The 22,908-nt window shown below is 43.4% G+C and carries 26 protein-coding genes; 8 read left to right on the plus strand and 18 right to left on the minus strand.

Annotation, left to right across the window (positions count from 1 at the left end):
- The first annotated feature begins 18 nt into the window (after positions 1 to 18).
- The gene (locus AC4MC0_RS00265; RefSeq protein WP_058951481.1) at positions 19 to 666 is read left to right on the plus strand and encodes an START domain-containing protein; all 648 of its coding nucleotides are present in this window, start codon (positions 19 to 21) and stop codon (positions 664 to 666) included.
- A 48-nt stretch (positions 667 to 714) separates the two neighbouring features.
- Here the strand turns inward: AC4MC0_RS00265 and AC4MC0_RS00270 are convergent, their stop codons facing one another.
- Positions 715 to 1,116, minus strand: a complete 402-nt coding sequence (locus AC4MC0_RS00270; protein WP_005401444.1) for a hypothetical protein — start codon at positions 1,114 to 1,116, stop codon at positions 715 to 717.
- 99 nt (positions 1,117 to 1,215) lie between these two features.
- On the opposite strand from AC4MC0_RS00270, the gene AC4MC0_RS00275 reads away from it, so the two are divergent.
- Positions 1,216 to 2,667: an aminotransferase-like domain-containing protein gene (locus AC4MC0_RS00275; RefSeq protein WP_270428732.1), complete on the plus strand. Its 1,452-nt coding sequence runs from the start codon at positions 1,216 to 1,218 to the stop codon at positions 2,665 to 2,667.
- 28 nt (positions 2,668 to 2,695) lie between these two features.
- On the opposite strand, the gene ahr is transcribed toward AC4MC0_RS00275, so the two are convergent.
- The 8 genes from ahr to AC4MC0_RS00315 form a co-directional block, all read right to left on the minus strand.
- Entirely contained in the window at positions 2,696 to 3,718 is a 1,023-nt protein-coding gene (gene ahr, locus AC4MC0_RS00280; protein ID WP_005401446.1) for an NADPH-dependent aldehyde reductase Ahr, read from the minus strand.
- A gap of 36 nt (positions 3,719 to 3,754) precedes the next feature.
- On the minus strand, positions 3,755 to 4,309 hold the full coding sequence (locus tag AC4MC0_RS00285; RefSeq protein WP_270428734.1) for a DNA-3-methyladenine glycosylase I: 555 nt from the start codon (positions 4,307 to 4,309) through the stop codon (positions 3,755 to 3,757).
- 19 nt (positions 4,310 to 4,328) lie between these two features.
- Entirely contained in the window at positions 4,329 to 4,574 is a 246-nt protein-coding gene (locus tag AC4MC0_RS00290; protein WP_004691836.1) for a hypothetical protein, read from the minus strand.
- Between the two features lie 15 nt (positions 4,575 to 4,589).
- On the minus strand, positions 4,590 to 5,132 hold the full coding sequence (locus AC4MC0_RS00295; RefSeq protein WP_171522851.1) for a M23 family metallopeptidase: 543 nt from the start codon (positions 5,130 to 5,132) through the stop codon (positions 4,590 to 4,592).
- 84 nt (positions 5,133 to 5,216) lie between these two features.
- On the minus strand, positions 5,217 to 6,251 hold the full coding sequence (gene mutY, locus AC4MC0_RS00300; protein ID WP_270428736.1) for an A/G-specific adenine glycosylase: 1,035 nt from the start codon (positions 6,249 to 6,251) through the stop codon (positions 5,217 to 5,219).
- A gap of 108 nt (positions 6,252 to 6,359) precedes the next feature.
- Entirely contained in the window at positions 6,360 to 6,722 is a 363-nt protein-coding gene (locus tag AC4MC0_RS00305) for an HIT family protein (RefSeq protein ID WP_004691832.1), read from the minus strand.
- 74 nt (positions 6,723 to 6,796) lie between these two features.
- A complete protein-coding gene (locus tag AC4MC0_RS00310; protein ID WP_270428738.1) occupies positions 6,797 to 7,537 on the minus strand; it encodes a dienelactone hydrolase family protein in 741 nt (246 codons plus the stop codon).
- 168 nt (positions 7,538 to 7,705) lie between these two features.
- Complete coding sequence (locus tag AC4MC0_RS00315) at positions 7,706 to 7,864, minus strand: DUF1328 domain-containing protein (RefSeq protein ID WP_004647174.1); 159 nt, start codon at positions 7,862 to 7,864, stop codon at positions 7,706 to 7,708.
- Positions 7,865 to 8,066: 202 nt separating this feature from the next.
- Here AC4MC0_RS00315 and AC4MC0_RS00320 point away from each other — a divergent pair, with 202 nt between their 5' ends.
- Complete coding sequence (locus AC4MC0_RS00320) at positions 8,067 to 8,519, plus strand: YcgN family cysteine cluster protein (RefSeq protein ID WP_039890724.1); 453 nt, start codon at positions 8,067 to 8,069, stop codon at positions 8,517 to 8,519.
- A 99-nt stretch (positions 8,520 to 8,618) separates the two neighbouring features.
- A complete protein-coding gene (locus AC4MC0_RS00325) occupies positions 8,619 to 9,896 on the plus strand; it encodes a replication-associated recombination protein A (protein WP_062031827.1) in 1,278 nt (425 codons plus the stop codon).
- A gap of 97 nt (positions 9,897 to 9,993) precedes the next feature.
- Here AC4MC0_RS00325 and AC4MC0_RS00330 read toward each other — a convergent pair whose 3' ends face one another.
- The gene (locus tag AC4MC0_RS00330) at positions 9,994 to 10,614 is read right to left on the minus strand and encodes a LysE family translocator (RefSeq protein ID WP_491887197.1); all 621 of its coding nucleotides are present in this window, start codon (positions 10,612 to 10,614) and stop codon (positions 9,994 to 9,996) included.
- Between the two features lie 86 nt (positions 10,615 to 10,700).
- Here AC4MC0_RS00330 and AC4MC0_RS00335 point away from each other — a divergent pair, with 86 nt between their 5' ends.
- Positions 10,701 to 11,156: an Lrp/AsnC family transcriptional regulator gene (locus tag AC4MC0_RS00335; RefSeq protein WP_270428747.1), complete on the plus strand. Its 456-nt coding sequence runs from the start codon at positions 10,701 to 10,703 to the stop codon at positions 11,154 to 11,156.
- A 169-nt stretch (positions 11,157 to 11,325) separates the two neighbouring features.
- Here the strand turns inward: AC4MC0_RS00335 and AC4MC0_RS00340 are convergent, their stop codons facing one another.
- From AC4MC0_RS00340 to dapA, 7 genes are all read right to left on the minus strand, one after another.
- On the minus strand, positions 11,326 to 12,102 hold the full coding sequence (locus AC4MC0_RS00340; protein WP_004691823.1) for an ABC transporter ATP-binding protein: 777 nt from the start codon (positions 12,100 to 12,102) through the stop codon (positions 11,326 to 11,328).
- Between the two features lie 8 nt (positions 12,103 to 12,110).
- A complete protein-coding gene (locus tag AC4MC0_RS00345) occupies positions 12,111 to 12,824 on the minus strand; it encodes an ABC transporter permease (RefSeq protein WP_004691821.1) in 714 nt (237 codons plus the stop codon).
- Positions 12,821 to 13,510: an ABC transporter permease gene (locus AC4MC0_RS00350; protein ID WP_126034762.1), complete on the minus strand. Its 690-nt coding sequence runs from the start codon at positions 13,508 to 13,510 to the stop codon at positions 12,821 to 12,823. Before AC4MC0_RS00350 ends, AC4MC0_RS00345 begins: the two co-directional genes overlap by 4 nt.
- Before the next feature lie 84 nt (positions 13,511 to 13,594).
- The gene (locus AC4MC0_RS00355) at positions 13,595 to 14,380 is read right to left on the minus strand and encodes an ABC transporter substrate-binding protein (protein ID WP_491887198.1); all 786 of its coding nucleotides are present in this window, start codon (positions 14,378 to 14,380) and stop codon (positions 13,595 to 13,597) included.
- A 433-nt stretch (positions 14,381 to 14,813) separates the two neighbouring features.
- A complete protein-coding gene (purC, locus tag AC4MC0_RS00360; RefSeq protein ID WP_348927097.1) occupies positions 14,814 to 15,533 on the minus strand; it encodes a phosphoribosylaminoimidazolesuccinocarboxamide synthase in 720 nt (239 codons plus the stop codon).
- A gap of 36 nt (positions 15,534 to 15,569) precedes the next feature.
- Positions 15,570 to 16,178, minus strand: a complete 609-nt coding sequence (locus tag AC4MC0_RS00365; RefSeq protein ID WP_005401459.1) for a hypothetical protein — start codon at positions 16,176 to 16,178, stop codon at positions 15,570 to 15,572.
- 13 nt (positions 16,179 to 16,191) lie between these two features.
- Entirely contained in the window at positions 16,192 to 17,091 is a 900-nt protein-coding gene (gene dapA, locus AC4MC0_RS00370) for a 4-hydroxy-tetrahydrodipicolinate synthase (protein WP_004691815.1), read from the minus strand.
- A gap of 597 nt (positions 17,092 to 17,688) precedes the next feature.
- Here dapA and pncA point away from each other — a divergent pair.
- The 3 genes from pncA (at position 17,689) to ppk1 (ending at position 21,581) form a co-directional block, all read left to right on the plus strand.
- A complete protein-coding gene (pncA, locus tag AC4MC0_RS00375) occupies positions 17,689 to 18,327 on the plus strand; it encodes a bifunctional nicotinamidase/pyrazinamidase (RefSeq protein WP_126034768.1) in 639 nt (212 codons plus the stop codon).
- A gap of 70 nt (positions 18,328 to 18,397) precedes the next feature.
- Positions 18,398 to 19,372, plus strand: a complete 975-nt coding sequence (locus AC4MC0_RS00380; RefSeq protein WP_491887199.1) for a bile acid:sodium symporter family protein — start codon at positions 18,398 to 18,400, stop codon at positions 19,370 to 19,372.
- A 145-nt stretch (positions 19,373 to 19,517) separates the two neighbouring features.
- Entirely contained in the window at positions 19,518 to 21,581 is a 2,064-nt protein-coding gene (ppk1, locus tag AC4MC0_RS00385; RefSeq protein WP_491887200.1) for a polyphosphate kinase 1, read from the plus strand.
- A 55-nt stretch (positions 21,582 to 21,636) separates the two neighbouring features.
- Here ppk1 and AC4MC0_RS00390 read toward each other — a convergent pair whose 3' ends face one another.
- Positions 21,637 to 22,890, minus strand: coding sequence for a hypothetical protein (locus tag AC4MC0_RS00390; protein WP_094148425.1), 1,254 nt, complete (start codon positions 22,888 to 22,890; stop codon positions 21,637 to 21,639).
- Positions 22,891 to 22,908 lie beyond the last annotated feature (18 nt).

Consider the following 22,908-nt stretch of genomic DNA (forward strand, 5'->3'; position numbering starts at 1 on the left):
AATAAGACGAAGAATAGAATGAAAAAAGTCATGTATATGGCTTGTGTTGTTGTCGTGATGACGACAGCACAGGCCAAACCTATGGATCAAGCCAAACTCAGTATTCATAAAAATAATATTAAAGTTTGGACCTATCAAAATGCGCAAAATCCGGTCTTTTTATATAAGGCTGAAACCACGTTTGATGTACCGATTGAAAAAGCAGTGTCATTGATCTTAGATGTTGACCATGCGGTGAAATGGGTGCCGTATATGGGCAGTGTGAAAGTCTTGTCGCGCGATGATAAAAAAGGCGAGTTTCAGCTGTATATGGTGCTGGATTTTCCTTTTCCTTTAAAAGATCGCGACTTGGTGGTGCAGGGGAAAATGACCAAGGACAGTCAGGGCATTATTAGCATTAAAAATAAAGCGATTGATAAAAACATCCTTAAAAATCCAGATTATGTGCGTCTAAATCATTATGAGGGCGATTGGACCTTTCAGAAACTGGGACCAAATAAAGTCAAGGTTTCGACCTCGGGCTATGCCAACCCTGAGGGATCGATACCACTGAAGTTTGTGAATATGTTTGTCCAACAACAACCCTATCAAATGCTGCAAAAAATGAAAAATCAATTGCTGGAACAAGAGGGGACACCTGCCCACTTACCGACTGCCTTACGTTAATTTTGAAGACGAAGAAGCCTGCAATGCAGGCTTTTTATGTTTTAAAAATTAAGGCTGTTGATAAGCGCTCAGCAGCTCTAAGGTTGAAGCCTTAGGCAGGTCTAACTGGATTAAACTGAGCATGGCATCTCCTTCACCAGCGAGCGAGATCTTGAAGTTTTCAGCACTGCTTTGGTCACATTGAAACTGTAAATTTTTCTGGCGGGGCAAGTTCATCTGCATTTGACGTTCATTGTTTAACTGATATTGATAAGTTCGTTGGGTCGAGGTTTCAGTCAAGCTCGGCGCTAAACTTAAAAACTGATAATCAGTTAAATTTTGCGTTTTCAGAAACCCTTCAATCAGTGCTTTACAAATAAAATGCTGCTGTTGTACCTGCTGTGAAACATGTGGCGGTTGGCAAGCCGATAAGCTCAATAAGCAAAAGAGAGATATGATTATTTTTTTCATAAAAGTGCCTATTTATGGTTGTGAACGAATGACAGAAGCATAATTCTGTTGGCATAATGGATACAGATACATAAAATTTTAAAAAACAGGTACAGATGAATGGCATTTCAGTATCAAAGCTTAGCTGCACAGTTGCTTGAAAAAATTCAAAATGCTGAATTACCCGCAGGGCAAAAGTTGCTGTCGTTACGCCAGTTTGCTAACTTACAAAAGGTCAGCTTGAATACGGCCAAGAGCTGTTATGAGCTACTCGAGTCGCAGGGGTATATTCATGTGAAAAATAAGTCGGGCTATTTTGTCAGTTATCAAAAAAATACCAGCTCATCTATTCCTGTACCGCAGCATCCTGATTTTCAGTCTCAAGCTCGTGATATTTCTAATTTAGAGCTACAGCTAGAAATTCAACAGTCTTCCATTAATAGCCGTCTCATCCATTTGGGAGCGATTCAGCTTTCTCCAAAACATGTGCCTGTAGAGGCGCTCCGCCGCTCCATTCAACGTGCTTTAAAACACAGTCAACCTGAAGATTTTTTATATAGCGATAAGCAGGGTCATATTCGCTTACGGCAGGCTTTGTCTGAGCATTGGGCTGAAGATGGCTTTTATATTTCGCAGGATGATATCTACATCAGCAATGGCTGTATGCCTGCGTTGTCGGTGATGATCCAACACCTCAGCAAGGAAGGCGACAGCGTGATTGTGCCGACCCCAAATTTTAATGGCCAGTTGCAAATGCTGGCGGGGTTAAAGCGAAAAATTATTGAAATTCCAGCCGATACCCAAGGCTTTGATCTTGAACGTTTAGAGCAGGTCATGCAAAGTTCAGGCGCAAAAGCGTGCTTACTCACGGCCAATTATCAAAATCCATTGGGGTTTTGCTTAAGCAATGCAGAAAAAGAAAAAATTGCACAACTGGCGGCACGCTATCAGTGCTATGTGATTGAAGATGATATTTATGGTGAATGTAGTTTCAGCTCGAGTCGTCCGCTGCCGATTAAGTATTGGGATCAGCAGGGTTATGTGATTTTCTGTGGTTCGGTTTCCAAGTCACTTTCAACTGCGTATCGGGTAGGTTGGTTTTGTATTCCGCAGCGCTTAGCGCATTTGAAGGCTACGTTATTGATGCAAAATATTACAGTGAATACACCCTTGCAGTTGGCACTGGCCGATCTCATTTATAGTCGTGCTTATCGGGAGCATTTACAGCAGTTAAAGCCGATTTTGAAACAGCAAGTTGAGCAATACCGACACATGATTCAGCATGCCTTTAACGGAGTTGAGTTACGTATCAATCAACCCTTTGGTGGTTATGCACTGTGGTTACAGTTGCCAGAGTGTATTGACGGTTTAGATATGTACTATTTTGCTCAGCAGCACGGTATTAATATTGTGCCAGGCGAAGTCTTTGGTGAAGGGCAGCGTTATAAAAACTGTATCCGCCTCAATGCTGGTCATGAAATTTCAACAGATATTCGCGCAGCGGTCACTTTGTTGGCCGATTGGGTGAAAGCGCAACTCAGCAGTTCGACGTTGGTCAAACAAGCGGTATAAAAAGCGCCTCTTTTGAGGCGCTTATGGATTAAAAATCGGCTTTGAGGACGATACGATAACGGGCTTTTCCAGAATGTAACCGTTCCAGTGCTTCATTCAACTGTGACATAGGATACAGTTCAATTTGTGGCGCAATGTTTTTACGTGCAGCGAATTTGAGTAGCTGACGTAATGCCGCAGGTGAGCCAGTGGGTGAACCCGTGATAGACTTTGCTCCACCAATCAGACTACCTGCATTTAACTTGATGGGCTCTAGAGGCAAGCCTAGCAAATGGATCGTGCCATTCGGTGCCAGTGTACTAATATAGGCAGGCCAATTGAGCGTGACATTCACCGTACTGAGCAATAGATCGAATTTGCCTCGCTGGGTTTTAAGCGCATCCACATCACGGCTATTCACCACATGATCTGCACCCATGGCCTTGAGTTCTTCCGTTTTGTCGAGGTTCGAGGTAAACGCCGTAATTTCACAGCCCCATCCTCGAAGTAACTTAATAGCCATATGTCCTAGACCACCAATCCCAATTACCCCGACATGGTGAATGGCTTGAATTTGGTGTTTTAAAATCGGATCAAAAACGGTAATACCGCCACACAATAAAGGACCCGCAGACTCAGGATCCAGTTCTTCTGGTAAAGGAATAATCCACTGCCAACCTGCGCGAACTTTATCGGCAAAGCCACCTGCATGACCGACGATGGTTGCTGTCGACCCACCTGTACAGAGCACTTGTTGGCCCGACACACAGGGGTCACAGTGTTGGCAGCTTTCTGCCGTCCAACCAATACCGACGCGCTGTCCAAGTTTAAGCCCTTTGGCTTCGGAGCCTAAGCGACTGATGGTGCCAATAATTTCATGACCCGCGACAACGGGATAGACCGAAGAGTTCCATTCATTGTTAATGACTGAAACATCGGAATGGCACAATCCACAATATTCGACTTGGACTTCGACCTGATGTGGTTGCAGTTCACCCGCATCGAATTGATAGGGTTGTAGTGCTGCACCTGCTTGCATTGCCGCATAGGCACGAATGGTGTTATCCGTCATAGTCTATATCCTTATTTTCCTGTTTTTTATGTACTTTTATTTAAAATGACAGCTGTTTTCATGATCATTGACCATACCGACCGCTTGCATAAAGGCATAGCAGGTGGTGGGGCCGACAAATTTAAAGCCCTGTTTTTTTAGGGTTTTCGACATATTTTGGCTTTGAGGTGTCTGTGCAGGCGCTGTACGGTAGTCAGGGACATCATTGTTGATGGCGTGTTGCTCGACAAAGTTCCAGAGCCACTCAACGGGGTTGATGCCTTGTTGCCTTAGGGCTTGCCATGCAAGCGCATTGTCACGAATGGCGGTCAGCTTCCCGATATGGCGAATTAAGCCGATATCTTGGACTTTTTCGGCTAAGTCTGTATCACTTAGAGCCGCAATTTGTTCAATAGAATATTGAAAAAACTGGCGATGATAATGTTCACGCTTTTTCAGGACAGTAATCCATGACAGCCCCGCTTGTTGACCTTCGAGGCAGAGCATTGCAAATAATTGCTTTTCATCATGTAGTGGTTTACCCCACTCATGATCATGGTAGTCGATATAAAGTGGGTCTGAGGAGCACCATCCGCAGCGTTGAGTGGTCATGAACATGCTCCTGATCTTTTTATAGGGTAAAAGGTGCCCATTGGTCGTGTTGATTGTCCCAATAAAACAATTGGGCGTGTTCGAGGTCGGAAAAGTTAATCCAAACATCTTTTCCTGTTTTTTCAGCAAATCCAGTACTGATTAAAAGCGCATCTTCGGTAATTTCCATGATCCAACCTTGGTGGTTTTGTCCAGCCAAGATGATTTTTTGTTGATTGCCTGATTCAGCAAATTCGACCAGACGGTTGATCAACGCTTCTGACATGAAAAATTCCTAAAGTTAACGTAAATAAGGATAGGGATTTACTGCACCACGGCCTTTACCTTGTAAATAAAGTCCATAATGCAAATGTGGGGCTGTGTGCCGTGCATTGCCTGTATTACCGACATAGCCAATCAGGTCGCCTTTTTTGACATAGTCGCCGACACTTAAGCCACGTTTATGGTCATCAAGATGAGCGTAGTAATGCCAAGTGCCTGCTGGCCCCATAATCCAAACCACTTTACCACCCAAATTGTTATTGCGTAAGTCTGCGACGAGCCCTTCTGTGGCAGAAAAAACTTTTGTTCCACGTGGAGCCAGAATGTCGATGCCTTCATGCGTCCGTCCGCTACTGCGGGACGCTCCCCAAGTATCTGTGAGCCCATGACGTTTAATGCCTTGAACGGGTACAGGCAGCTGCTGAGCTAAACGCATGTTTTTCAGCTGTTGGACTTGTGAGGCCGGTAACTGGCTTCCACTTGGTGCAGGCGGCGTGGTACGGCAAGCTGCGAGTAACAGAATCACAAAACTTAAACTGGCAAGCGCAGAAAGGCGGGGCAAACAATTACGCACGAACAATCCTTTATTATTTCAGTGATCTAATTTTAAAGTGTCAGGGTGAACCCAATGGATTACCCAACTATGTCACAGTTGAATTGCCGAGATCAATTTTTTCATCGCAGTTGGGATACCCATTTCTGTGACGTTTTGTATGTCTAGCCATGTGCTGGCCAATTCTATACTTAAATGTTCGAGTTGATCGGCATCGACTTCAAAGCAAAGCGCTTCCAGTTGCCAAGTGAAATGGGTGAAACTATGCGAAATGTCAGCGCGTTGCGAGACTTGTTTCAGTCCTAGACTTTGGCGAAGTTGCGTGAGTTCATCACGATTTTCAAAAATAGGTAAACACCATAAACCGCCCCACAGTCCACTATTGGGACGCTGTTGCCACAGCCATTGATTGTGATGACGCAGCACCAAAACTTGGGCTGACTTCACAGGCACAGCTTTCTTGGGTTTTTTAAAAGGCAGTTCAGTTTCTAGCCCTTGTGCATGGGCCTTACAGTGTTGCTGCATTGGGCAGTATAAACACAGTGGTTTTTTAGGGGTACAGACGGTTGCCCCCAAATCCATGATGGCTTGGGTATAGTCGTGGTTACGTTCAGTTGGACAGAGTTCAGAGGCCAGTTGCCACATGCTGCGTTCATGCACAGGTTTGCTTAGATCATCCTCAATGGCAAAAAAACGCGCGAGCACGCGTTTTACATTGCCATCCATAATGACGCCGTACTGACGTAAACCCAAAGACATCAGCGCACCTGCGGTTGATGGACCAATGCCTGGCAGTTCAATCCAGTCCTCTAAAGTTTGAGGAAAGTGTCCCTGACGTGCCACAACCCCTGCGGCTTTATGCAGATTACGTGCACGGGCATAGTAGCCTAGGCCTGCCCAGTAGGGTGCGACCTCATCCCATGATGCTGTCCCTAAAGCTCCAACCGTTGGGAAGCGTTCGATAAAACGCTCGAAGTATTGCAGCACTGTTTTGACTTGGGTCTGTTGCAGCATAATTTCAGACACCCAGACTTTGTAGGGATCATCGGCCACTTGCCATGGCAGATCATGTCGACCATGAACATCGAACCAAGTCAGTAACGCATCTGAAAAAGAGAAAGGAGACATCTGAGGCACAAGCAAAAAATTCGGCTTAGTATAACTGAATGTCTTTTCTGAGCCTGATTTTTTGCACGTAAAAAATGGCGCTTACGCGCCATTTAAAACCATAAAAACTTAGTCTTTCGTCATGCCCCAACGTGCATCGAGTTTTAGCTCTTGGTCTTTGTAGCGTGGAATAATGTGAATATGTAAGTGTTCAGACACATTCCCAAATATTTCACCGTCATTAAAACCAATATGAAAGCCTGAAGGTTGATGACGCAATTGGAGTTCATTACGTGCCAGTTCTAGCAAAGACATTAAACTTTTACGTTCTTTGTCGGTAATGTCAAAAAATGAGCTCACATGACGTAGAGGGATAATGACACAGTGACCTTTAGACAATGCATTGGGTTCGGGCAAAATTACCCCAAAGTCATTTTTATCAAGCACGTCATATTCATCAAAATTACAATATTGGCAGTGGGTCTCAGTCATTGTTATCTCCTCTAAAATCTAATTATGTATCCTGTTGGATCTGAAAAATCAAATATTTGAATTCTCAGCTCTAGTTAAGCACTGAGATTGCGTTCTAGCAAGTCATACATTGCATCTAGCCCTTGTCTTTCTGCTTCTGGGTTATAGCCCAAGTCTACGCCATTGGCTTTGGCACGCTCATCGGCCAATGGGTTGCTAAAACCGTGCTTCGCATCTTCAAAAATGATCACTTCATGGTCCACTTTTGCCGCATGCATTTCTTCACGGAAGCTGGCAACATCATCCAAAGTGACCATGCTGTCTAACTCACCATGTAAAACTAAAATCTCACCCTGAATTTGACCTTCGACCGCGGGGGTTTTCGGTGCCAATGTGGCGTGGAAAGTCGCCACTGCTTTAAGCGGTGCACCTGAGCGAGCTAAGTCTAAAACCACTTTACCGCCATAACAAAAACCAATCGCCGCCAGTTGAGTGGGATTCACTTCAGGCTGGGCAGCAAGCGTATCTAAACCTGCTTGCGCACGGTTGACGATGGTGTCTGCATCGGCAAAAGTTTGCATCATCCATTCATAGGCTTGTTTCGCATCTGTGGTGACATTTTTGTCGCCGTACATATCAATCGCTAGTGCGGCATAACCGTGTTCAGCCAGTTCGCGAGCACGTTGTTCAGTATATTCATTTCGGCCCCACCATTCGGGTGCAACGATGATACCTGCATGCGGTGTTTGAGAGCTTGGTGCTGCAAAATAACCGACTAAGCGTTGTCCATCGGCTGCGTTATATTGAATTTCTCGAGTTTGAATACTGATTGTCATGCTCAAATCCTGATAGATGATCTGTTCTGATTAAAGCATAAAAACTTTTACAAGGATTTGAAAAATATTCCGATCTAGATGAGAAATGTGAGAAATTATTTTTAAAGGCACATATAAAAAAAGAAGGATCTGAATCCTTCTTTTTTTAGTGATTAAGCGTAATGTGCTTTAGACTTTGCCACGGGATAAAAATCCGACAATCGCAAGAATCACAGCAATCACTAATAAAATAATCGCAAAGTCTTTGGATAAACCTGCTACGCCGCCAAAACCAAGTAAACTTGCAATCAGTGCAATCACTGCGAAGATAATCGCCCAACGAAACATAATTTTTCTCCATACATGTTCTTATTTATTACTCTATTAGTATAGAAAGAAGGTTCGGACACACTGTGTTGCTTTTGTTTAAAAAGTGTTCTATTTGTATTTTAAGTTTATGAATATGATGTAAATATTGACACTTTAGATAGCTCTGAAAGCCATGTGACTATAGGTTATAATAGTGCATTCAGTTTTATTGGCAGTGGTTATGTCCAACGAATTAAGACCAGAGTTTTGGAAGCATTATGCGCTCACTGAGCTACGTTCAGCAGAGTGGGAAGCGTTGTGTGATGGTTGTGGTCTATGCTGTCTGGTGAAACTTGAAGATGAAGAAAGCCAAGAAGTCGCCTATACCAAAGTGGCCTGTAAACTGTTGGACTGTCAAACGGCCAGTTGTCGGGATTATCCGAACCGCAAGCAGCATGTGCCCGATTGTATCCAGCTCACGCCCGAACTTTTAGACACGATTCATTGGTTACCACCGAGCTGTGCTTACCGTCGTCTGCATGAAGGTAAAAATTTGCCCAGATGGCACTATCTGAACACGGGCTCACGTCAAAGTATTCTGAAAGCGAAAAAGTCTGCGGCAGGACGCTGTATTTCTGAAGAAGAGATTCAGGATGATGACATCGAAGACTATATTGTGCGTTGGGTTCGCTAGTCGATAAAAGCACAATCAAATTGCATGAAAAGTTTGTGTCATTCGCCTGAATTTGCCATAACATAAGCATTCGATGAACGCATGATAAGTCCTAGCCCTATGTCCGATAGCAATATTCCACTGCCTGAACGTTTACGCCCGCGTGATTTATCTGAAATTATTGGGCAGGATCACTTATTGGGTGAGCAGGCACCGCTCCGCCAAATGATCGATCAAGGGCATTTGCCATCGATCATTTTTTGGGGGCCGCCAGGCGTGGGGAAAACCACCATTGCTTTACTGTTGGCGCAAGCGATTGATCGACCTTTTGTCAGTCTATCTGCACTCAATACGGGGGTTAAAGAGCTCCGTGAGATCATTGCTGATGGCGGAGATTTAATGCCACCTGTGGTGTTTATTGACGAAATTCATCGTTTTAACAAATCGCAGCAAGATGCTTTACTGAATGCTGTGGAGAAAGGCAAAATTACCCTCATTGGTGCCACCACTGAAAATCCTTCTTTTGAAGTCAATAGTGCATTGTTGTCGCGTTGTCAGGTCTATACCTTAAATGCGCTCGATGCCGATGCGATTCAAACTTTATTACTGCAAGCGATTAAGAACGATCCGTTTTTAAAAGAGCGTTATATTCAAATTGAAGAATTTGAAGCACTGGTGCAGTTTGCCGCAGGTGACGCGCGCAAAGCCTTGAATTTAATTGAACTGATTGCGGGCACCTTCGAGCCTGACGTTGAAAATATCGTGACCAATGCAATGGTGGTCAAAGTTGCACAGCAAAATATCGCCCGTTATGACAAATCGGGTGAGCAGCACTATGATTTAGTGTCAGCTTTTATTAAGTCAATTCGAGGGAGTGATCCTGATGCCACGTTATATTGGATGGCACGCATGCTCAAAGGTGGTGAAGATCCCGTTTTTATTGCCCGTCGAATGTTGATTGCAGCCTCTGAGGATATTGGTAACTCAAACCCCAATGCACTGCTGCTTGCTGGAGAATGCTTCCGTTCTGTTCAAGCGGTGGGCATGCCAGAGTGTCGAATTATTCTTGGGCAGTGTGCGGTGTATTTGGCGACCAGTGCCAAAAGTAACAGTACTTATCTTGCGATCAACAAAGCTTTAGATTTGGCTGAGAAAACAGCGAATTTACCTGTGCCGCTGCATTTAAGAAATGCACCGACCAAGTTGATGAAAGAGCAGGGCTATGGCGTCGACTACTTGTATCCGCACAACTATCCAGAGCATTTTGTGATGCAAGAATATTTACCCCCTGAGCTCAAAGGAACCAAACTGTATGAGTCGGCACGTAATAAGCGTGAGGTTGAGGGTGAGCGTTTACAGCAGCGCCGTTGGCAACAAGAACAGCAACAGCAGCAGTAGTAAAAAAGCCTGATTCACAAATCAGGCTTTTTGCTTTTGGGGCATAGGATTTAGTCACATTCATTGAGCAGTTTTTTCTTTAAGCACTGTAGCGTTTTTATGTTCCGATGTGCGTATTCATCAATTTTAATGCCGCAGGTAACACAGCGGCTAATAAAGCGATTGCCATCGTGATGTTAAAGCTCAAGGCAAAGCGCGGTTTCATCAGATATTGGCGTAAGAAAAGACCACCGACTGCCCAAACCCCGACACATGGAATGGAAACTACCATTAAAATCAGGGCCGCATAAAGAATATCGCTGGCATGAGGGTTTAAAGCAAAATAAGTGGCAATGGTACTGATGGAGATGATCCACGCTTTGGGATTGACCCACTGAAAAAGAGCCCCTTGTAGAAAACCCATCGATGGTTTTTGTTCTAATTCGATGTTGAGTGGCCCACTGGACGCAATTTTCCATGCGAGCCACAGCATATAAGCAGTGCCGATCAAACTTAAAATAAATTGGAGCTTGGGCAGGGCCAGAAACACCTGATTTAACCCGATGCCGATGGCGAAGAGTTGCACGGCCACACCAAAGGCAATGCCTAAAACCAGAGGTAGGGTTTTACTGATGCCAAATCGTGCACCAGACAGCATGACCAGTGCATTATTGGGTCCAGGCGTGCAGGTCATTACGACACAGAACAGCAGATAAGAGACAAACAGTGAAGCGTTCATAAAGGGGATGGAGTAATCAAATATGTATCATTTTATTGTTGATCTATCACAATTTGGTTGTATATTGATCGTTAATACTGAGTTTCATGCAACAAATGATTGAATTAGATCGATTAGACCGAAAAATATTGTGTGAGCTTGAGCGCGATGCACATTTAACCAATATTAAACTGGCAGAACGCGTGGGTTTGTCACCCTCGGCCTGCTTACGACGCGTGCAAGAGTTAGAAAGAATTGGTGTGATCCGAGGCTATAAAGCGGTGATTGACCGTTCGCTTTTGGGTGTTGGTTTAACGGTTTATGTGACCATCGGGCTGTCTTGTCACTCAAAAGAAAGCTTGAGTCAGTTTGAGGATGTGATCACTGCAACGGATGAAGTTACTGAGTGTCATACCATTACAGGCTCGGTCGAGTATTTGCTCAGGGTTGAAGTGGCTGACATTAAGTCTTATAAAAAGTTTCATACTGATGTTTTAGGAACGATTCCATCCATTAGCTCGATCACCAGTTTTTTGGTGATGGATACCACTAAAAATCGATAAACCAATCTATAAAAGCTTAGGTGGAAAGGTAAAAAACCGAGCGAAATGGCTCGGTTTTTATCTGAGTGCATATAGTTTCGTGGGATCAGATCAAACAAGGCGCTTTATCTTTTCAACTAAGTATTGAATGTTGAATCATTGCTGCATCAAGCTCTTGAAGACTATTCAATTATTTAAAGTTACCCTCTAAAAACTGTTGCAGGCGTTCACTTTTGGGGTGAATCAAAACTTCTTTTGGATCACCTTGTTCTTCAATTTTGCCTTGATCTAAGAAAATGACATGATTGGATACATGGCGTGCGAAGCCCATTTCATGGGTGACCACAATCATGGTTCGGCCTTCTTCAGCTAAACTTTGCATCACTTTCAATACCTCACCCACCAGTTCAGGGTCTAGAGCACTGGTCGGCTCATCAAACAACATCACTTCCGGCTCCATTGCTAAGGCACGGGCAATTGCAACACGCTGTTGTTGTCCTCCTGACAAAAAAGACGGATATTTCTTTTCGACACTTTCAGCAAGCCCAACTTTTCTTAAGTATTTTCGTGCACGCTCTTCCGCCTCACTCCGCTTTAGCCCCAAGACATGAATGGGTCCTTCAATAATATTTTCTAATACCGTCATATGCGACCATAAATTGAAATGTTGAAAGACCATCATCAGTTGGGTGCGCATTTTTTGCAGTTGTTTGGGATTTGTCGCTTTGAGATCGCCATTTTTATCTAAAGTAGTCTCTAACTGTTCACCATTGAGCTGAATGCTGCCTTGGCTCGGTTGTTCTAGAAAATTGATGCAACGAAGAAAGGTACTTTTACCTGAACCTGAGGAACCAATAATACTAATCACATCACCTGCGCGTGCCTCAAGTGAAACCCCTTTTAAGACTTCATGATCGCCAAAACTTTTACAAAGGTCTCGAATCACCAGTTTTGCTGAATTTTCCATTGTTTCTCCTAATGATTCGATGGTTTTAAAAACGCCAACCAGCGTTGTTCCAATTTACGAAAGATCCAAATGAGGATAAATGCCAGACAGGCATACAGCACAGCGGCAATGCCAAAGGCATCAAACGTGGCATAAGTGGCAGCATTGACATCTCGTGCAATTTTGAGAATATCAGGCACGGTTGCAGTGAAGGCAATGGTGGTTGCATGCAGCATCAAAATGACTTCATTACCATAAAACGGCAATGCTCGGCGTAGCATCGACGGAATAATAATACGGGTATAGCGTTTCCAAGGCGACATTCCAAAGGCTTTTGCTGCCTCAATTTCGCCGTAGGGAATCGAACGTATCGCCCCTGCAAAAATTTCAGTGGTATAAGCTGCTGTATTGAGTGCAAACGCTAAAATGGTGCAATTAAGCCCTTCTCTAAAAAACTCATCGAGCCGTTCATGGGCATGCACAAATTCAAGGCTATAAATTCCGGTATAAATAATCAGTAGCTGCACATATAAGGGGGTACCACGGAAAATATAAGTAAAAAACCAAACAGGTCCACGTACAAAAGCATGCTCAGAAACTCGAGCAATTGACAAAGGCACAGCCAGAACAAAACCAATCGCAATCGATAAGACCAGTAGCCACGCGGTCATGGCGACCCCAGTCATTTGAAAACCATCGGTCCACAGATAGGACTGCCAGTATTGTTGAATAATTTCAATCATAGTTGTCCCTTTTTCACACCAGCAGAATAACGACGTTCCAGCCACATGAGAATCAAATTCGAAAGGGTGGTGATGGCCAGATAAATGATGGCTGCAACAATACTGAAATAGAACACTTGCATGCTGCTTCGACCTGCATCTTGGGTAATTTTGACGATGTCGGTCAAACCAATTAAGGACACCAAGGCAGTGGCTTTGATGAGGACTTGCCAGTTATTGCCAATCCCCGGTAAGGCAAAACGCATCATTTGTGGAAAGAGGACACGCCTGAAGACTTGAAATGGGGTCATGCCATAGGCATATGCAGCTTCAAGTTGACCTTTGGGGACGGCTTGAAATGCGCCACGGAAGGTTTCCGTAAAATAGGCCCCATAAATAAAGGCTAAAGTAATCACCCCTGCCACAAAGGGATTGATGTCAATTTGCTCCATATGGATCGATTCGGTAATGGAGTTCAGTCCAAGTTGCAGGCTATAGAACAACAACAACATGATCACCAGATCAGGAACACTACGAATGAGCGTGGTATAGAGGGTTGCAACATGACGTAAGATTTGAATACGAGAGAGTTTGGCACTTGCCCCAAACAATCCAATAATGATCGAAAGTACCAGTGATAACAAAGCAAGCTGTATGGTCATCCAAGTGCCACTGAGTAATACGGGACCATAGCCAGACAGAAACATACTCAGTTTCTCCGAGTAAAAATATAAAATTTTATAAATCAGCAGTATATAAAAAGTGTCGGTGTTGAACCGACACCCTATAAATTAATAAATGCTGAAGGAGAAGTATTTTTTCTCGAGTTTCTTATAGGTGCCGTCGGCAATAATTTCAGCTAATGCTTTATCAATATTCTTTTTCAGATCGGCATCTTCTTTACGTAAGCCGATTGCAGCGCCTACACCGAGTGTTTTGGCATCGACCACATTATTGCCTGCAAAAGCAAAGCCTTTGCCTTTGGCCGATTTTAGGAAACCAGCATCGACCATAATCGCATCTTGTAAAGTTGCATCTAGACGCCCAGAAACCATGTCTTGGTAAAGCACGTCTTGGTTTGGATAAGGAACTACATTGACACCTTTAGGCGCCCAATAGGCTTTTGCATAGCCTTCTTGAATCGTACCTTGTTGTACACCCACACGTTTGCCTTTTAGGGATGCAGGCGTAGGGAGTAAAGGAGAGCCTTTCTTCGCGACCATGCGGGTAGGCGTGTTGTAAATTTTCTTACTAAACGCGATTTGTTTTGCGCGATCTGTAGTAACTGTCATTGAAGACAGAATGCCGTCGAATTTCTTCGCTTTGAGCGCAGGAATCATTCCATCAAAGGAGTTTTCTACCCACACGCATTTGGCTTTTAATTTGGCACAAATGGCATTGCCCAAGTCGATGTCAAAACCGACCAACTTATTGTCTGGTGTTTTATATTCAAAAGGCGCATACGCAGATTCTGTGCCAAAACGAATGGTTTTCCATTCTTTTGCTTGCACAGTACTGCTTAGTGCTACGGCTACGAATGTAGTGGAAAGTAGTAATTTTTTTTGCCAGTTTTTCATTTTAAATATAGCCATCCGTAAAAATCAAATCTAAGAAATAAGACGAAGATAGAACTTACCCTACTGAGTACTTTTGAATAAAAGCAACATCTATACCAGCTTTCTGCTCTTAGGGGATCGATGGATCTTGTCGCTATGAGAGATGAGGAAATGAGGGTATTTTTTCGGTTAGAATAATTTTTATCTGAGAACATCCTGTTCATATGTTTTTATCATATTAAAAAATGAAGTTGAGACATAGCTGAAATATACCTGAAGTCTTGTGCGCTATGACGTACAGGATTGTTGATTTTTTAACAGTGGCTCAGTGTTTTACAAGACTATTTTTCAGTGTTGAATAGCTCACAAATAAACTGAAGTACTGTAATAGCTATGGAGCTGAAAAACAAAAAAACCGAGCGTTTAAGCTCGGTTTTCTTGAATCTGTAACTGATTAGATATCAGAAAGGTCGATACCTAAACGTGTAGCAACTTCTTCATAAGCTTCAACCACACCGCCTAAACCTTGACGGAAACGGTCTTTGTCGAGTTTTTTCTTGGTTTCTTTGTCCCATAGACGACAACCGTCTGGAGAGAACTCATCACCAAGAACGATACGGTCGTGGAATACACCAAACTCAAGTTTGAAGTCCACAAGTAGCATGCCACCTTGGTCAAATAAGTTTTTAAGAACTTCGTTCACTTGGTAAGTGAGGACTTTCATTTGCTCAAGTTGCTCAGCAGTTGCCCAACCTAAAGCAATCGCTTGAGACTCATTGACCATTGGGTCACCAAGCGCATCATCTTTGAAGAATAATTCAAAAGTCGGCGGTGTTAATTCCTTGCCTTCTTCTACACCTAAGCGACGGCATAAAGAACCTGCTGCATAATTACGAATTACACATTCAACAGGGATCATGCTGAGTTTTTTCACTAGAACTTCTGTTGGAGAAAGAAGTTTTTCAAAGTGAGTCTCAATGCCAGCCGCAGCCAATTTATCCATGATAAAGGCGTTAAAACGGTTGTTCACCTTACCTTTACGATCTAGTTGTTCGATCTTTTCACCATTGAATGCCGAAGCATCATCACGAAAGACTAAAATCAGGTGGTCTGCACTGTCTGTTTCATAGACAGATTTCGCTTTACCAGTATAGAGCAAGGTTTGTTTTAACATGAGGGAACCTTTTTCAAAAAAAAATGCCTAGTACGACTAGGCTGGCCAATTTTGGTAAATCTGGGTTAACAATTCTGTGGCTTTTTCAGGCGCTGCAAAACTGTTATCGGCATTGAACACAGCGAGGTTGTTGCTGCTGCCGACCGCGGTTAGTCTTAACACATAGACCTGTTGATCGATTTTAATGGTTGCTTCATAACCATTTTTGCTTTGACCAACAATTTGATGGTTGAGGCTGCTGAGGGTGGCAAGCGTATATTGCCAAATTGTAGCAGAATTTCCCTCAATTTTGAGCAGCGGATTCTTATTTCCGTCAATAATCAATTGAGGGCGACTCACAGCTGTATCAACTGTTTCCGTTGATTCTGCATTCGACATGACTTGAGCAGCTTGAGGGCGCGGCATTGCAAAACGGTTTCCGCGCTTGTTTTCAAGTACAGGTGCATGTTCAAGAGCGAGTGCTTCAACCGTTGGAGCTGGATACAACGGCGTTGCAGGTCGAACCATAGAGCCTTCAGGGTACTTAAGAGGTTCTAAGGTTGCTGTTTCTTTATAGTCCAAACTACCGTTATTGACTGCAAGGGAACTACAACCCGCTAAACTGACAACTGAAAGTGCGAGAGTAAGACCTAAACGTAATTGCATATTGATGTGCTCTTTATTTAATGACACCCGCCGTTGTGAGTGCTTCACGGAGCGGTGTGCGATATTGTTCTGCAAGTGGTGTTAATGGTAAACGAATACCCGTTTCGATTAACTCCATTTCATGAAGTGCCCATTTCACAGGAATTGGGTTTGATTCGCAAAATAGAATTTCGTGTAAATTTGCAACTTGGGTATTTAGGTTTTCAGCTTTTTCAGCTTCGCCTGCCAGTGCTGCCGCGCAAACATCGCTCATTTCTTTTGGTGCAACGTTTGCAGTCACAGAAATATTGCCTTTTGCTCCCGACAGAATCAGTTGATAAGCCGTTGCATCATCACCTGAATAGACGGTCATCGCTTTGCCAGCAAGGCCTTCGAGCAGTGCTTGACCACGCGGGACATCACCTGTGGCATCTTTGATGCCCACAATTTGAGGAATATCGGCCAAACGAATAACTGTTTCATTCGCCATATCGACACCCGTACGACCAGGTACGTTATACAGAATTTGAGGAAGATCAACAGCTTCAGCAATAGCTTTATAGTGCTGATATAAGCCTTCTTGGGTCGGTTTATTATAATAAGGGGTAACCAGAAGAGCAGCATCTGCACCGAGTTCTTTGGCTTCTTTAGTCAACTCGATGGCTTCACGCGTTGAATTCGCGCCAGTACCCGCAATAATAGGGATGCGTTTGTTTGCGACACGAATGATTTCTTTAATCACTTGTGTATGCTCTTTCATGCTTAGAGTAGACGCTTCACCCGTTGTACCGACAGCAACAATGCTATTTGTGCCTTGTGCGATGTGCCACTCAACGAGCTTCTCTAGACCCTTCCAATCTACGCTGCCATCTTCAAACATAGGGGTGACGATTGCGACAATTGAGCCTTGGATGGTCTGTGCTTGCTGAGTCATTTTAAAAAAATATCCTATTTGTCCATCCAGTTAGGCCAGAAAAACATAAGATTGGATGGGTGCGTATTTTAATTTATAGCATTTTCAAAGCGCTGATGCATTGAATAATGCTTATGCAAATTATGAACGAACACAACATGAAGAACAATATGCTTTAGTCAAAGTGTATAAAAACTTTATCTTTCGCTACAAAAATACAGCTTGTTCAAATGGTAGACAAAGAAATGCTTTTCATTTTGCATCTGAAAAGAGCGTTTTGCATAACCTATTGCCGTTGATTGAAGTATTTAATGAAAGGAGATTCTTCATTTCAATTGAGGCTTAGAAGTCAATTAAACTGAATATCTGGATATAAAGTTCAGGATTGAAGCACTTTTAACGCTTACACAATTTCTCTAAACAGCGATGACATGTCCTTTTAACCTTATAGATCAATGTCCAGTATTTTGTTCTATATTCTATCTTCGCTTCAATTTGCCACAATACCCATTGCACTCAAGGCTGCGGTCATTTAATTTTGACCCGCGAGGGTGAATACTGTTTTATAAATTAAGCTAAGCTTGGCCTTCGAGCGCAGAACAAAAAGGACAGAGAATAATGCAGAAGAATATGGCATTGATTGTGGTGGATGTACAAAATGGTTTTACGCCTGGTGGAAATTTAGCGGTAGCAGGATCAGATCAAATTATTCCTAAAATTAATCAGCTTGGCGATTATTTTGACACTATTGTACTCACTCAAGATTGGCATCCTGAAAATCATATTTCTTTTGCAGACAATCACCCCGATCAACAAGCCTTTCAAACCATTGAATTAGACTACGGCACACAAGTGCTCTGGCCACGTCACTGTGTACAAGGCACACAGGATGCGGAATTGCATCCCGATCTCGATCTTGCCAAAGCGCAGTTGATCATTCGTAAAGGATGTCATGCGCACATTGATAGTTATTCTGCTTTTTTAGAAGCCGATCACAAGACCCAGACGGGACTCGCAGGCTATTTAAGAGAGCGTGGGATTGATACCGTATTTATTGTTGGGATTGCAACTGACTTTTGTGTGGCATGGACGGCAATAGATGCCTGTAAACTCGGTTTTCAAACCTATGTGATTGCCGATGCCACCAAAGGCATTGATTTACATGGTTCTTTACAACATGCATGGCAAGAGATGCTGGCCCATGGTGTGAAACGTCTGTATTGCAAAGATATTGTGCAACAATATGCCGTGAATTGATGTGCTGAGCCAATCGGCTCACCTCAATCACCAATATCGATATTATAAAAACATGTAGCAGGGAAAGGTCATGGGCACTTTTTTTAAATTTACCGCTTGGATTCAAAAAACTTTTGCTCTGTGGGTCGTGTTATTTGCAGGCATTGCGCTCCTGAGCCCTGAAACTTTTATTTGGATGAAAGCTTATATCACGTGGATGTTGGGTCTGATCATGTTTGGTATGGGCATGACCATGACACTGGATGATTTTAAAGGGGTGATGCAAAGTCCTAAAGCGGTTGCAATTGGGGTAGCGGCTCAGTTTGTGGTGATGCCAAGCGTGGCTTATCTGCTGTGTTTATTGTTTCGCTTGCCGACTGAAATTGCGATCGGGGTGATTTTGGTGGGTTGCTGTCCGGGTGGCACCGCATCCAATGTGATTACTTACATGGCGAAAGGTAATACAGCATTGTCGGTCGCATGTACCACGGTATCGACCTTATTGGCACCCGTGTTGACTCCCGCGATTTTCTATCTGTTGGCCAGCCAATGGATTGAAATTAATACATGGTCGATGCTGAGTTCAATTTTGCAAGTGGTCCTGTTCCCGATTATTTTAGGGCTGGTGGTACGCGCCGTGCTAAAACATAAAGTCGAAAGCTATATTTCGGTGATGCCCTTAATTTCTGTAGTGGCGATTGTGCTGATTGTGGCGGCGATTATTGGCGGCTCAAAAGCACAAATTTTAGAATCAGGCTTATTGATTTTAGCTGTGGTGGCATTACATAACGCGATTGGTTATTTACTTGGCTTTGGAGCAGCACGGATGTTTCACTTGCCACATGCCGACTGTAAAGCGGTCTCGATTGAGGTGGGTATGCAAAACTCAGGACTAGGTGTGGCTTTGGCAGCTGTACATTTTGCCGCTTCGCCAGTTACGGCTGTACCCAGCGCAATCTTTAGTTTGTGGCATAACATTTCAGGGCCAATTTTAGCCAGCTATTGGGCCGCGAAAGCAGAGGCTACTGCCAAGGAAAAAAGTGAAAAGGAACAGATGTCGGTTTGAATATTGTACGCTGTTGCAGCTTTAAGCATAAAGTCAGGATGAATTTTCTATTTGGCATGAGGTTGTAACTAAACTGTCATAAAGACTACCTAACATCCCTGCCAAACACTTCATAACAGACTGTTGCAAACAGCATTGAGAGGGTATGGATAATTTTCAGCATTCATCGGCGACGTATTTTAACCGAGAGTTATCGTTATTTGAGTTTCATCAGCGGGTTTTAGCACAAGCATTAGATCCGAGTTTGCCAGTGCTGGAGCGTTTAACTTTTTTAATTATTTTTTCACGTAATTTAGATGAGTTTTTTGAAATTCGTATTGCGGGCTTGATGAAACAACGCGATATGAATGTGATAGCACGGACCCCTGATGCTGTTCCCACTGAAGTGATATTAGAAGACCTGTCCCAATCCATTCATCGTGCCGTCAAAAAACAGTTTGAAGTTTTAAATCATTCGATTTTGCCTGAGTTACAAGCGCAAGGTATTCAGTTCATCCAATTCCAAGACATTTTAGAAAAACATAAAGCATGGATTGCAGAATATTTTGCCAAAGAAATCCAACCCGTTTTGACCCCAATCAGCTTAGATCCGTCACATCCTTTTCCTCGCCTTGTGAATAAAAGTTTGAATTTCATTGTGAGTTTACAAGGTAAAGATGCTTTTGGACGAAGCATTGAGATGGCGATAGTCCCAGCGCCGCGCTCATTACCGCGTTTAATTCATATGCCGAAAAGCGTGGCAGGCAATATCGACACGCAGATTTTTTTAACCGCAATGATTCAGCAGCACATCAGCGATCTGTTTCCAGGGATGAAAGCCACGGGGTGTTATGCTTTTCGTGTGACGCGTAATGCTGATCTGATTTTGTCGGAAGATGTTGATGATTTGGCGGTTGCACTCAAAGATGAGCTGTCTTCACGCCGTTTTGGTCGCGCGGTGCGTTTAGAAATCGAAGATGACTGCCCTGAAGCGGTGATTGATTATTTGCTCAAGGAGTTTGATTTAACTGAGCAGGAGCTTTATCGCATTGATGGGCCGATCAATCTTTCACGCCTCAGCACCAGTTGTGACCGACCTGAATTAAAGCATCCAGTTTTTATTCCAGTCATTCCCAAAGTTTTGCGTAAACAAAAAAGTACCTTTGATACCTTAAAAGCACAGGATGTGTTGTTACATCATCCTTTTGACTCTTTTCAGCCTGTGATTGGTTTATTAAAAGAAGCAGCGAAAGACCCAAATGTGCTGGCGATTAAACAAACCCTTTACCGCAGTGGGCCTGACTCAGAAATTGTACAGGTCTTGGCAGAAGCAGCACGAAATGGTAAGGAAGTCACGGCAGTGATTGAGTTACGGGCGCGTTTTGATGAAGAGTCGAACATTACCGTGGCCAATATTTTGCAAGAAGCTGGGGCGGTGGTGGTGTATGGCATTGTCGGTTATAAAACCCATGCCAAAATGATTTTGATTGTACGCCGTGAAAATGCTCAGCTGATCCGTTATGCCCATCTGGGCACAGGCAATTATCATGCGGGCAATGCGCGTATGTATACCGACTATGGCCTGATGACCACACAGCCTGATATTTGTGAAGATGTACACCGTATGTTCCAAGAACTGACGGGGATGGGCAAAATGGCCAAATTGAAGGCGTTGTTACATGCGCCTTTTACGTTACACAGTGAACTGTTAAAACTGATTGAGCAAGAAATTCAGTTTGCGCAAGCTGGTCAAAAGGCGCGTATCATCATTAAAGTCAATGCCTTAACGGAGCCGCAGTTAATTGCTGCACTGTATCGTGCGTCACAAGCGGGGGTACAGGTCGATCTGATTATCCGTTCGATCTGCTGTCTGATTCCACAGGTCCAAGGCATGTCTGAGAATATTCGTGTGCGTTCGATTGTGGGCCGTTTTCTGGAACATACCCGCGTGTATTGTTTTGAGCATGGCGGTGAGAAAAAGCTGTACTGTGCCAGCGCAGATTGGATGGGACGTAATTTATTTTCGCGTGTGGAAACTTGCTTTCCAATATTAGATCGCGTTTTGAAAAAGCAGATTTATAAAGACGGATTAATCAGTTACTTAAATGATTGTTTGAATGCTTGGGAGCTACAAGCCGATGGTCATTGGCTTAAAGTGGCCTGTACCGATCCAGAGCAAAGGTATAGTGCGCAGCAACATTTAATTGCACAGAAGCAACTCAAAATTTAACAGTTGCCATAAAAAAAGCCTGACGTAGGTCAGGCTTTTTTATGATTGGATGTAATTAAGAGGCTTTAGATTGTTTTGCTTTTAAAATTTCCGTTCTTAAGCTTTGCGCCAACTCTGCAGATTCTGCACCCATGCCATTGACCATAAAGGCATGACGGGTCAAGACATTGGTTGGATTAGGTAAATTCACCAGTTGGTAACTTTCAGAGATGTCTTTCAATAATTCGTTACTTAAATGTACGGCACTTTCTTTGGCCGACAACTGCTGGACCAAACGCTCAGCAGCTTGATTCGCAGACAGTTGCATCGCATCGACTGCAGTTGAAATGCCACAACGCGTTTGCAAAACAAAGCGCTTTTCTTCGCGGTAACGTTTATACAAAACCTCAGATAGCAGTTGGAACACACTGCTGATCATCATTAAACATGGGACTGCATTGGGTGTGTCTGTCGACATGCTGAGGGTGGCACCATGCTCATTAAAGGATTGAACTGTAGTGATGTCCGAGCTGTTGAGTTTGTAGTGTTTTAAACAAAGTTCTATGCTTTTATTGAGGAAAATCTGACACAAATTAAAGTATGGAATAGACACGGTTGTATTCACCGAGTCCATCAACTGTTTCGGGTCATAAAATTGAATATTGAGCGCAACCGAATGATTATCCACGATCACGGGTTTTTGTTCTTTAGGCTTCGCACTGGTTTTGATTTGTTGTTGTGCTTGGGCAATCGCGACCGCCGTATGGTGTTTCTCTTGTTCAAGGGTTTGGGTTAAAACTTGAATTTCGTGTTTTAAGCGGGATTCATTATTGATCCGTGCCAAATATTCGGTACGACTTGGGCGCGCAATGGCGCGATAAACTAACCACAGTAAACCATGAATCGCTAAGGACAATAAAATCGCTAACCACTGAGTCCGTAAAATCTCACCCATACTTGGTTTAATGAGCGTGATTTCAATGCTACCCACTTTCTTTTCATTTTGCAGCGCATCACGGACAAATACTTCACCATCACGTGTTCGAACTTGGCCACCTGTGGCCAAGACTTGATTGTTGGCATCCAAAATACGAATGGAAGCTACGCTTGGATTAGTCGCATAGCGATCCACCAAAAGCGCAAGGGAAACCGTGTTGGGAGGCTCCAGCTCTGCAAGACTGTCTGTGACCAATTGAGAGGTCATCAGTTGGCCTTGGTTGGCACGGTTTTCATTCAGTTGATGAGTCGTTGCCAATACCAATAAAAAGGTATGTAAAGCAAAACTTACAATTAATAGGCTAGCAAATAGCCCTTGTCTAGGCGCATTCAACGTAAACTTCCAAAGAAA

Source organism: Acinetobacter sp. CAU_H_S139_7 (assembly GCF_058599305.1).

Bases quoted from the DNA above. Each gene is read 5' to 3' on its own strand.
- AC4MC0_RS00265 (WP_058951481.1), top strand. From the start codon at position 19: ATGAAAAAAGTCATGTATATGGCTTGTGTTGTTGTCGTGATGACGACA.
- AC4MC0_RS00270 (WP_005401444.1), bottom strand. From the start codon at position 1,116: ATGAAAAAAATAATCATATCTCTCTTTTGCTTATTGAGCTTATCGGCT.
- AC4MC0_RS00275 (WP_270428732.1), top strand. From the start codon at position 1,216: ATGGCATTTCAGTATCAAAGCTTAGCTGCACAGTTGCTTGAAAAAATT.
- ahr (WP_005401446.1), bottom strand. From the start codon at position 3,718: ATGACGGATAACACCATTCGTGCCTATGCGGCAATGCAAGCAGGTGCA.
- AC4MC0_RS00285 (WP_270428734.1), bottom strand. From the start codon at position 4,309: ATGACCACTCAACGCTGCGGATGGTGCTCCTCAGACCCACTTTATATC.
- AC4MC0_RS00290 (WP_004691836.1), bottom strand. From the start codon at position 4,574: ATGTCAGAAGCGTTGATCAACCGTCTGGTCGAATTTGCTGAATCAGGC.
- mutY (WP_270428736.1), bottom strand. From the start codon at position 6,251: ATGTCTCCTTTCTCTTTTTCAGATGCGTTACTGACTTGGTTCGATGTT.
- AC4MC0_RS00305 (WP_004691832.1), bottom strand. From the start codon at position 6,722: ATGACTGAGACCCACTGCCAATATTGTAATTTTGATGAATATGACGTG.
- AC4MC0_RS00310 (WP_270428738.1), bottom strand. From the start codon at position 7,537: ATGACAATCAGTATTCAAACTCGAGAAATTCAATATAACGCAGCCGAT.
- AC4MC0_RS00315 (WP_004647174.1), bottom strand. From the start codon at position 7,864: ATGTTTCGTTGGGCGATTATCTTCGCAGTGATTGCACTGATTGCAAGT.
- AC4MC0_RS00320 (WP_039890724.1), top strand. From the start codon at position 8,067: ATGTCCAACGAATTAAGACCAGAGTTTTGGAAGCATTATGCGCTCACT.
- AC4MC0_RS00325 (WP_062031827.1), top strand. From the start codon at position 8,619: ATGTCCGATAGCAATATTCCACTGCCTGAACGTTTACGCCCGCGTGAT.
- AC4MC0_RS00330 (WP_491887197.1), bottom strand. From the start codon at position 10,614: ATGAACGCTTCACTGTTTGTCTCTTATCTGCTGTTCTGTGTCGTAATG.
- AC4MC0_RS00335 (WP_270428747.1), top strand. From the start codon at position 10,701: ATGCAACAAATGATTGAATTAGATCGATTAGACCGAAAAATATTGTGT.
- AC4MC0_RS00340 (WP_004691823.1), bottom strand. From the start codon at position 12,102: ATGGAAAATTCAGCAAAACTGGTGATTCGAGACCTTTGTAAAAGTTTT.
- AC4MC0_RS00345 (WP_004691821.1), bottom strand. From the start codon at position 12,824: ATGATTGAAATTATTCAACAATACTGGCAGTCCTATCTGTGGACCGAT.
- AC4MC0_RS00350 (WP_126034762.1), bottom strand. From the start codon at position 13,510: ATGTTTCTGTCTGGCTATGGTCCCGTATTACTCAGTGGCACTTGGATG.
- AC4MC0_RS00355 (WP_491887198.1), bottom strand. From the start codon at position 14,380: ATGAAAAACTGGCAAAAAAAATTACTACTTTCCACTACATTCGTAGCC.
- purC (WP_348927097.1), bottom strand. From the start codon at position 15,533: ATGTTAAAACAAACCTTGCTCTATACTGGTAAAGCGAAATCTGTCTAT.
- AC4MC0_RS00365 (WP_005401459.1), bottom strand. From the start codon at position 16,178: ATGCAATTACGTTTAGGTCTTACTCTCGCACTTTCAGTTGTCAGTTTA.
- dapA (WP_004691815.1), bottom strand. From the start codon at position 17,091: ATGACTCAGCAAGCACAGACCATCCAAGGCTCAATTGTCGCAATCGTC.
- pncA (WP_126034768.1), top strand. From the start codon at position 17,689: ATGCAGAAGAATATGGCATTGATTGTGGTGGATGTACAAAATGGTTTT.
- AC4MC0_RS00380 (WP_491887199.1), top strand. From the start codon at position 18,398: ATGGGCACTTTTTTTAAATTTACCGCTTGGATTCAAAAAACTTTTGCT.
- ppk1 (WP_491887200.1), top strand. From the start codon at position 19,518: ATGGATAATTTTCAGCATTCATCGGCGACGTATTTTAACCGAGAGTTA.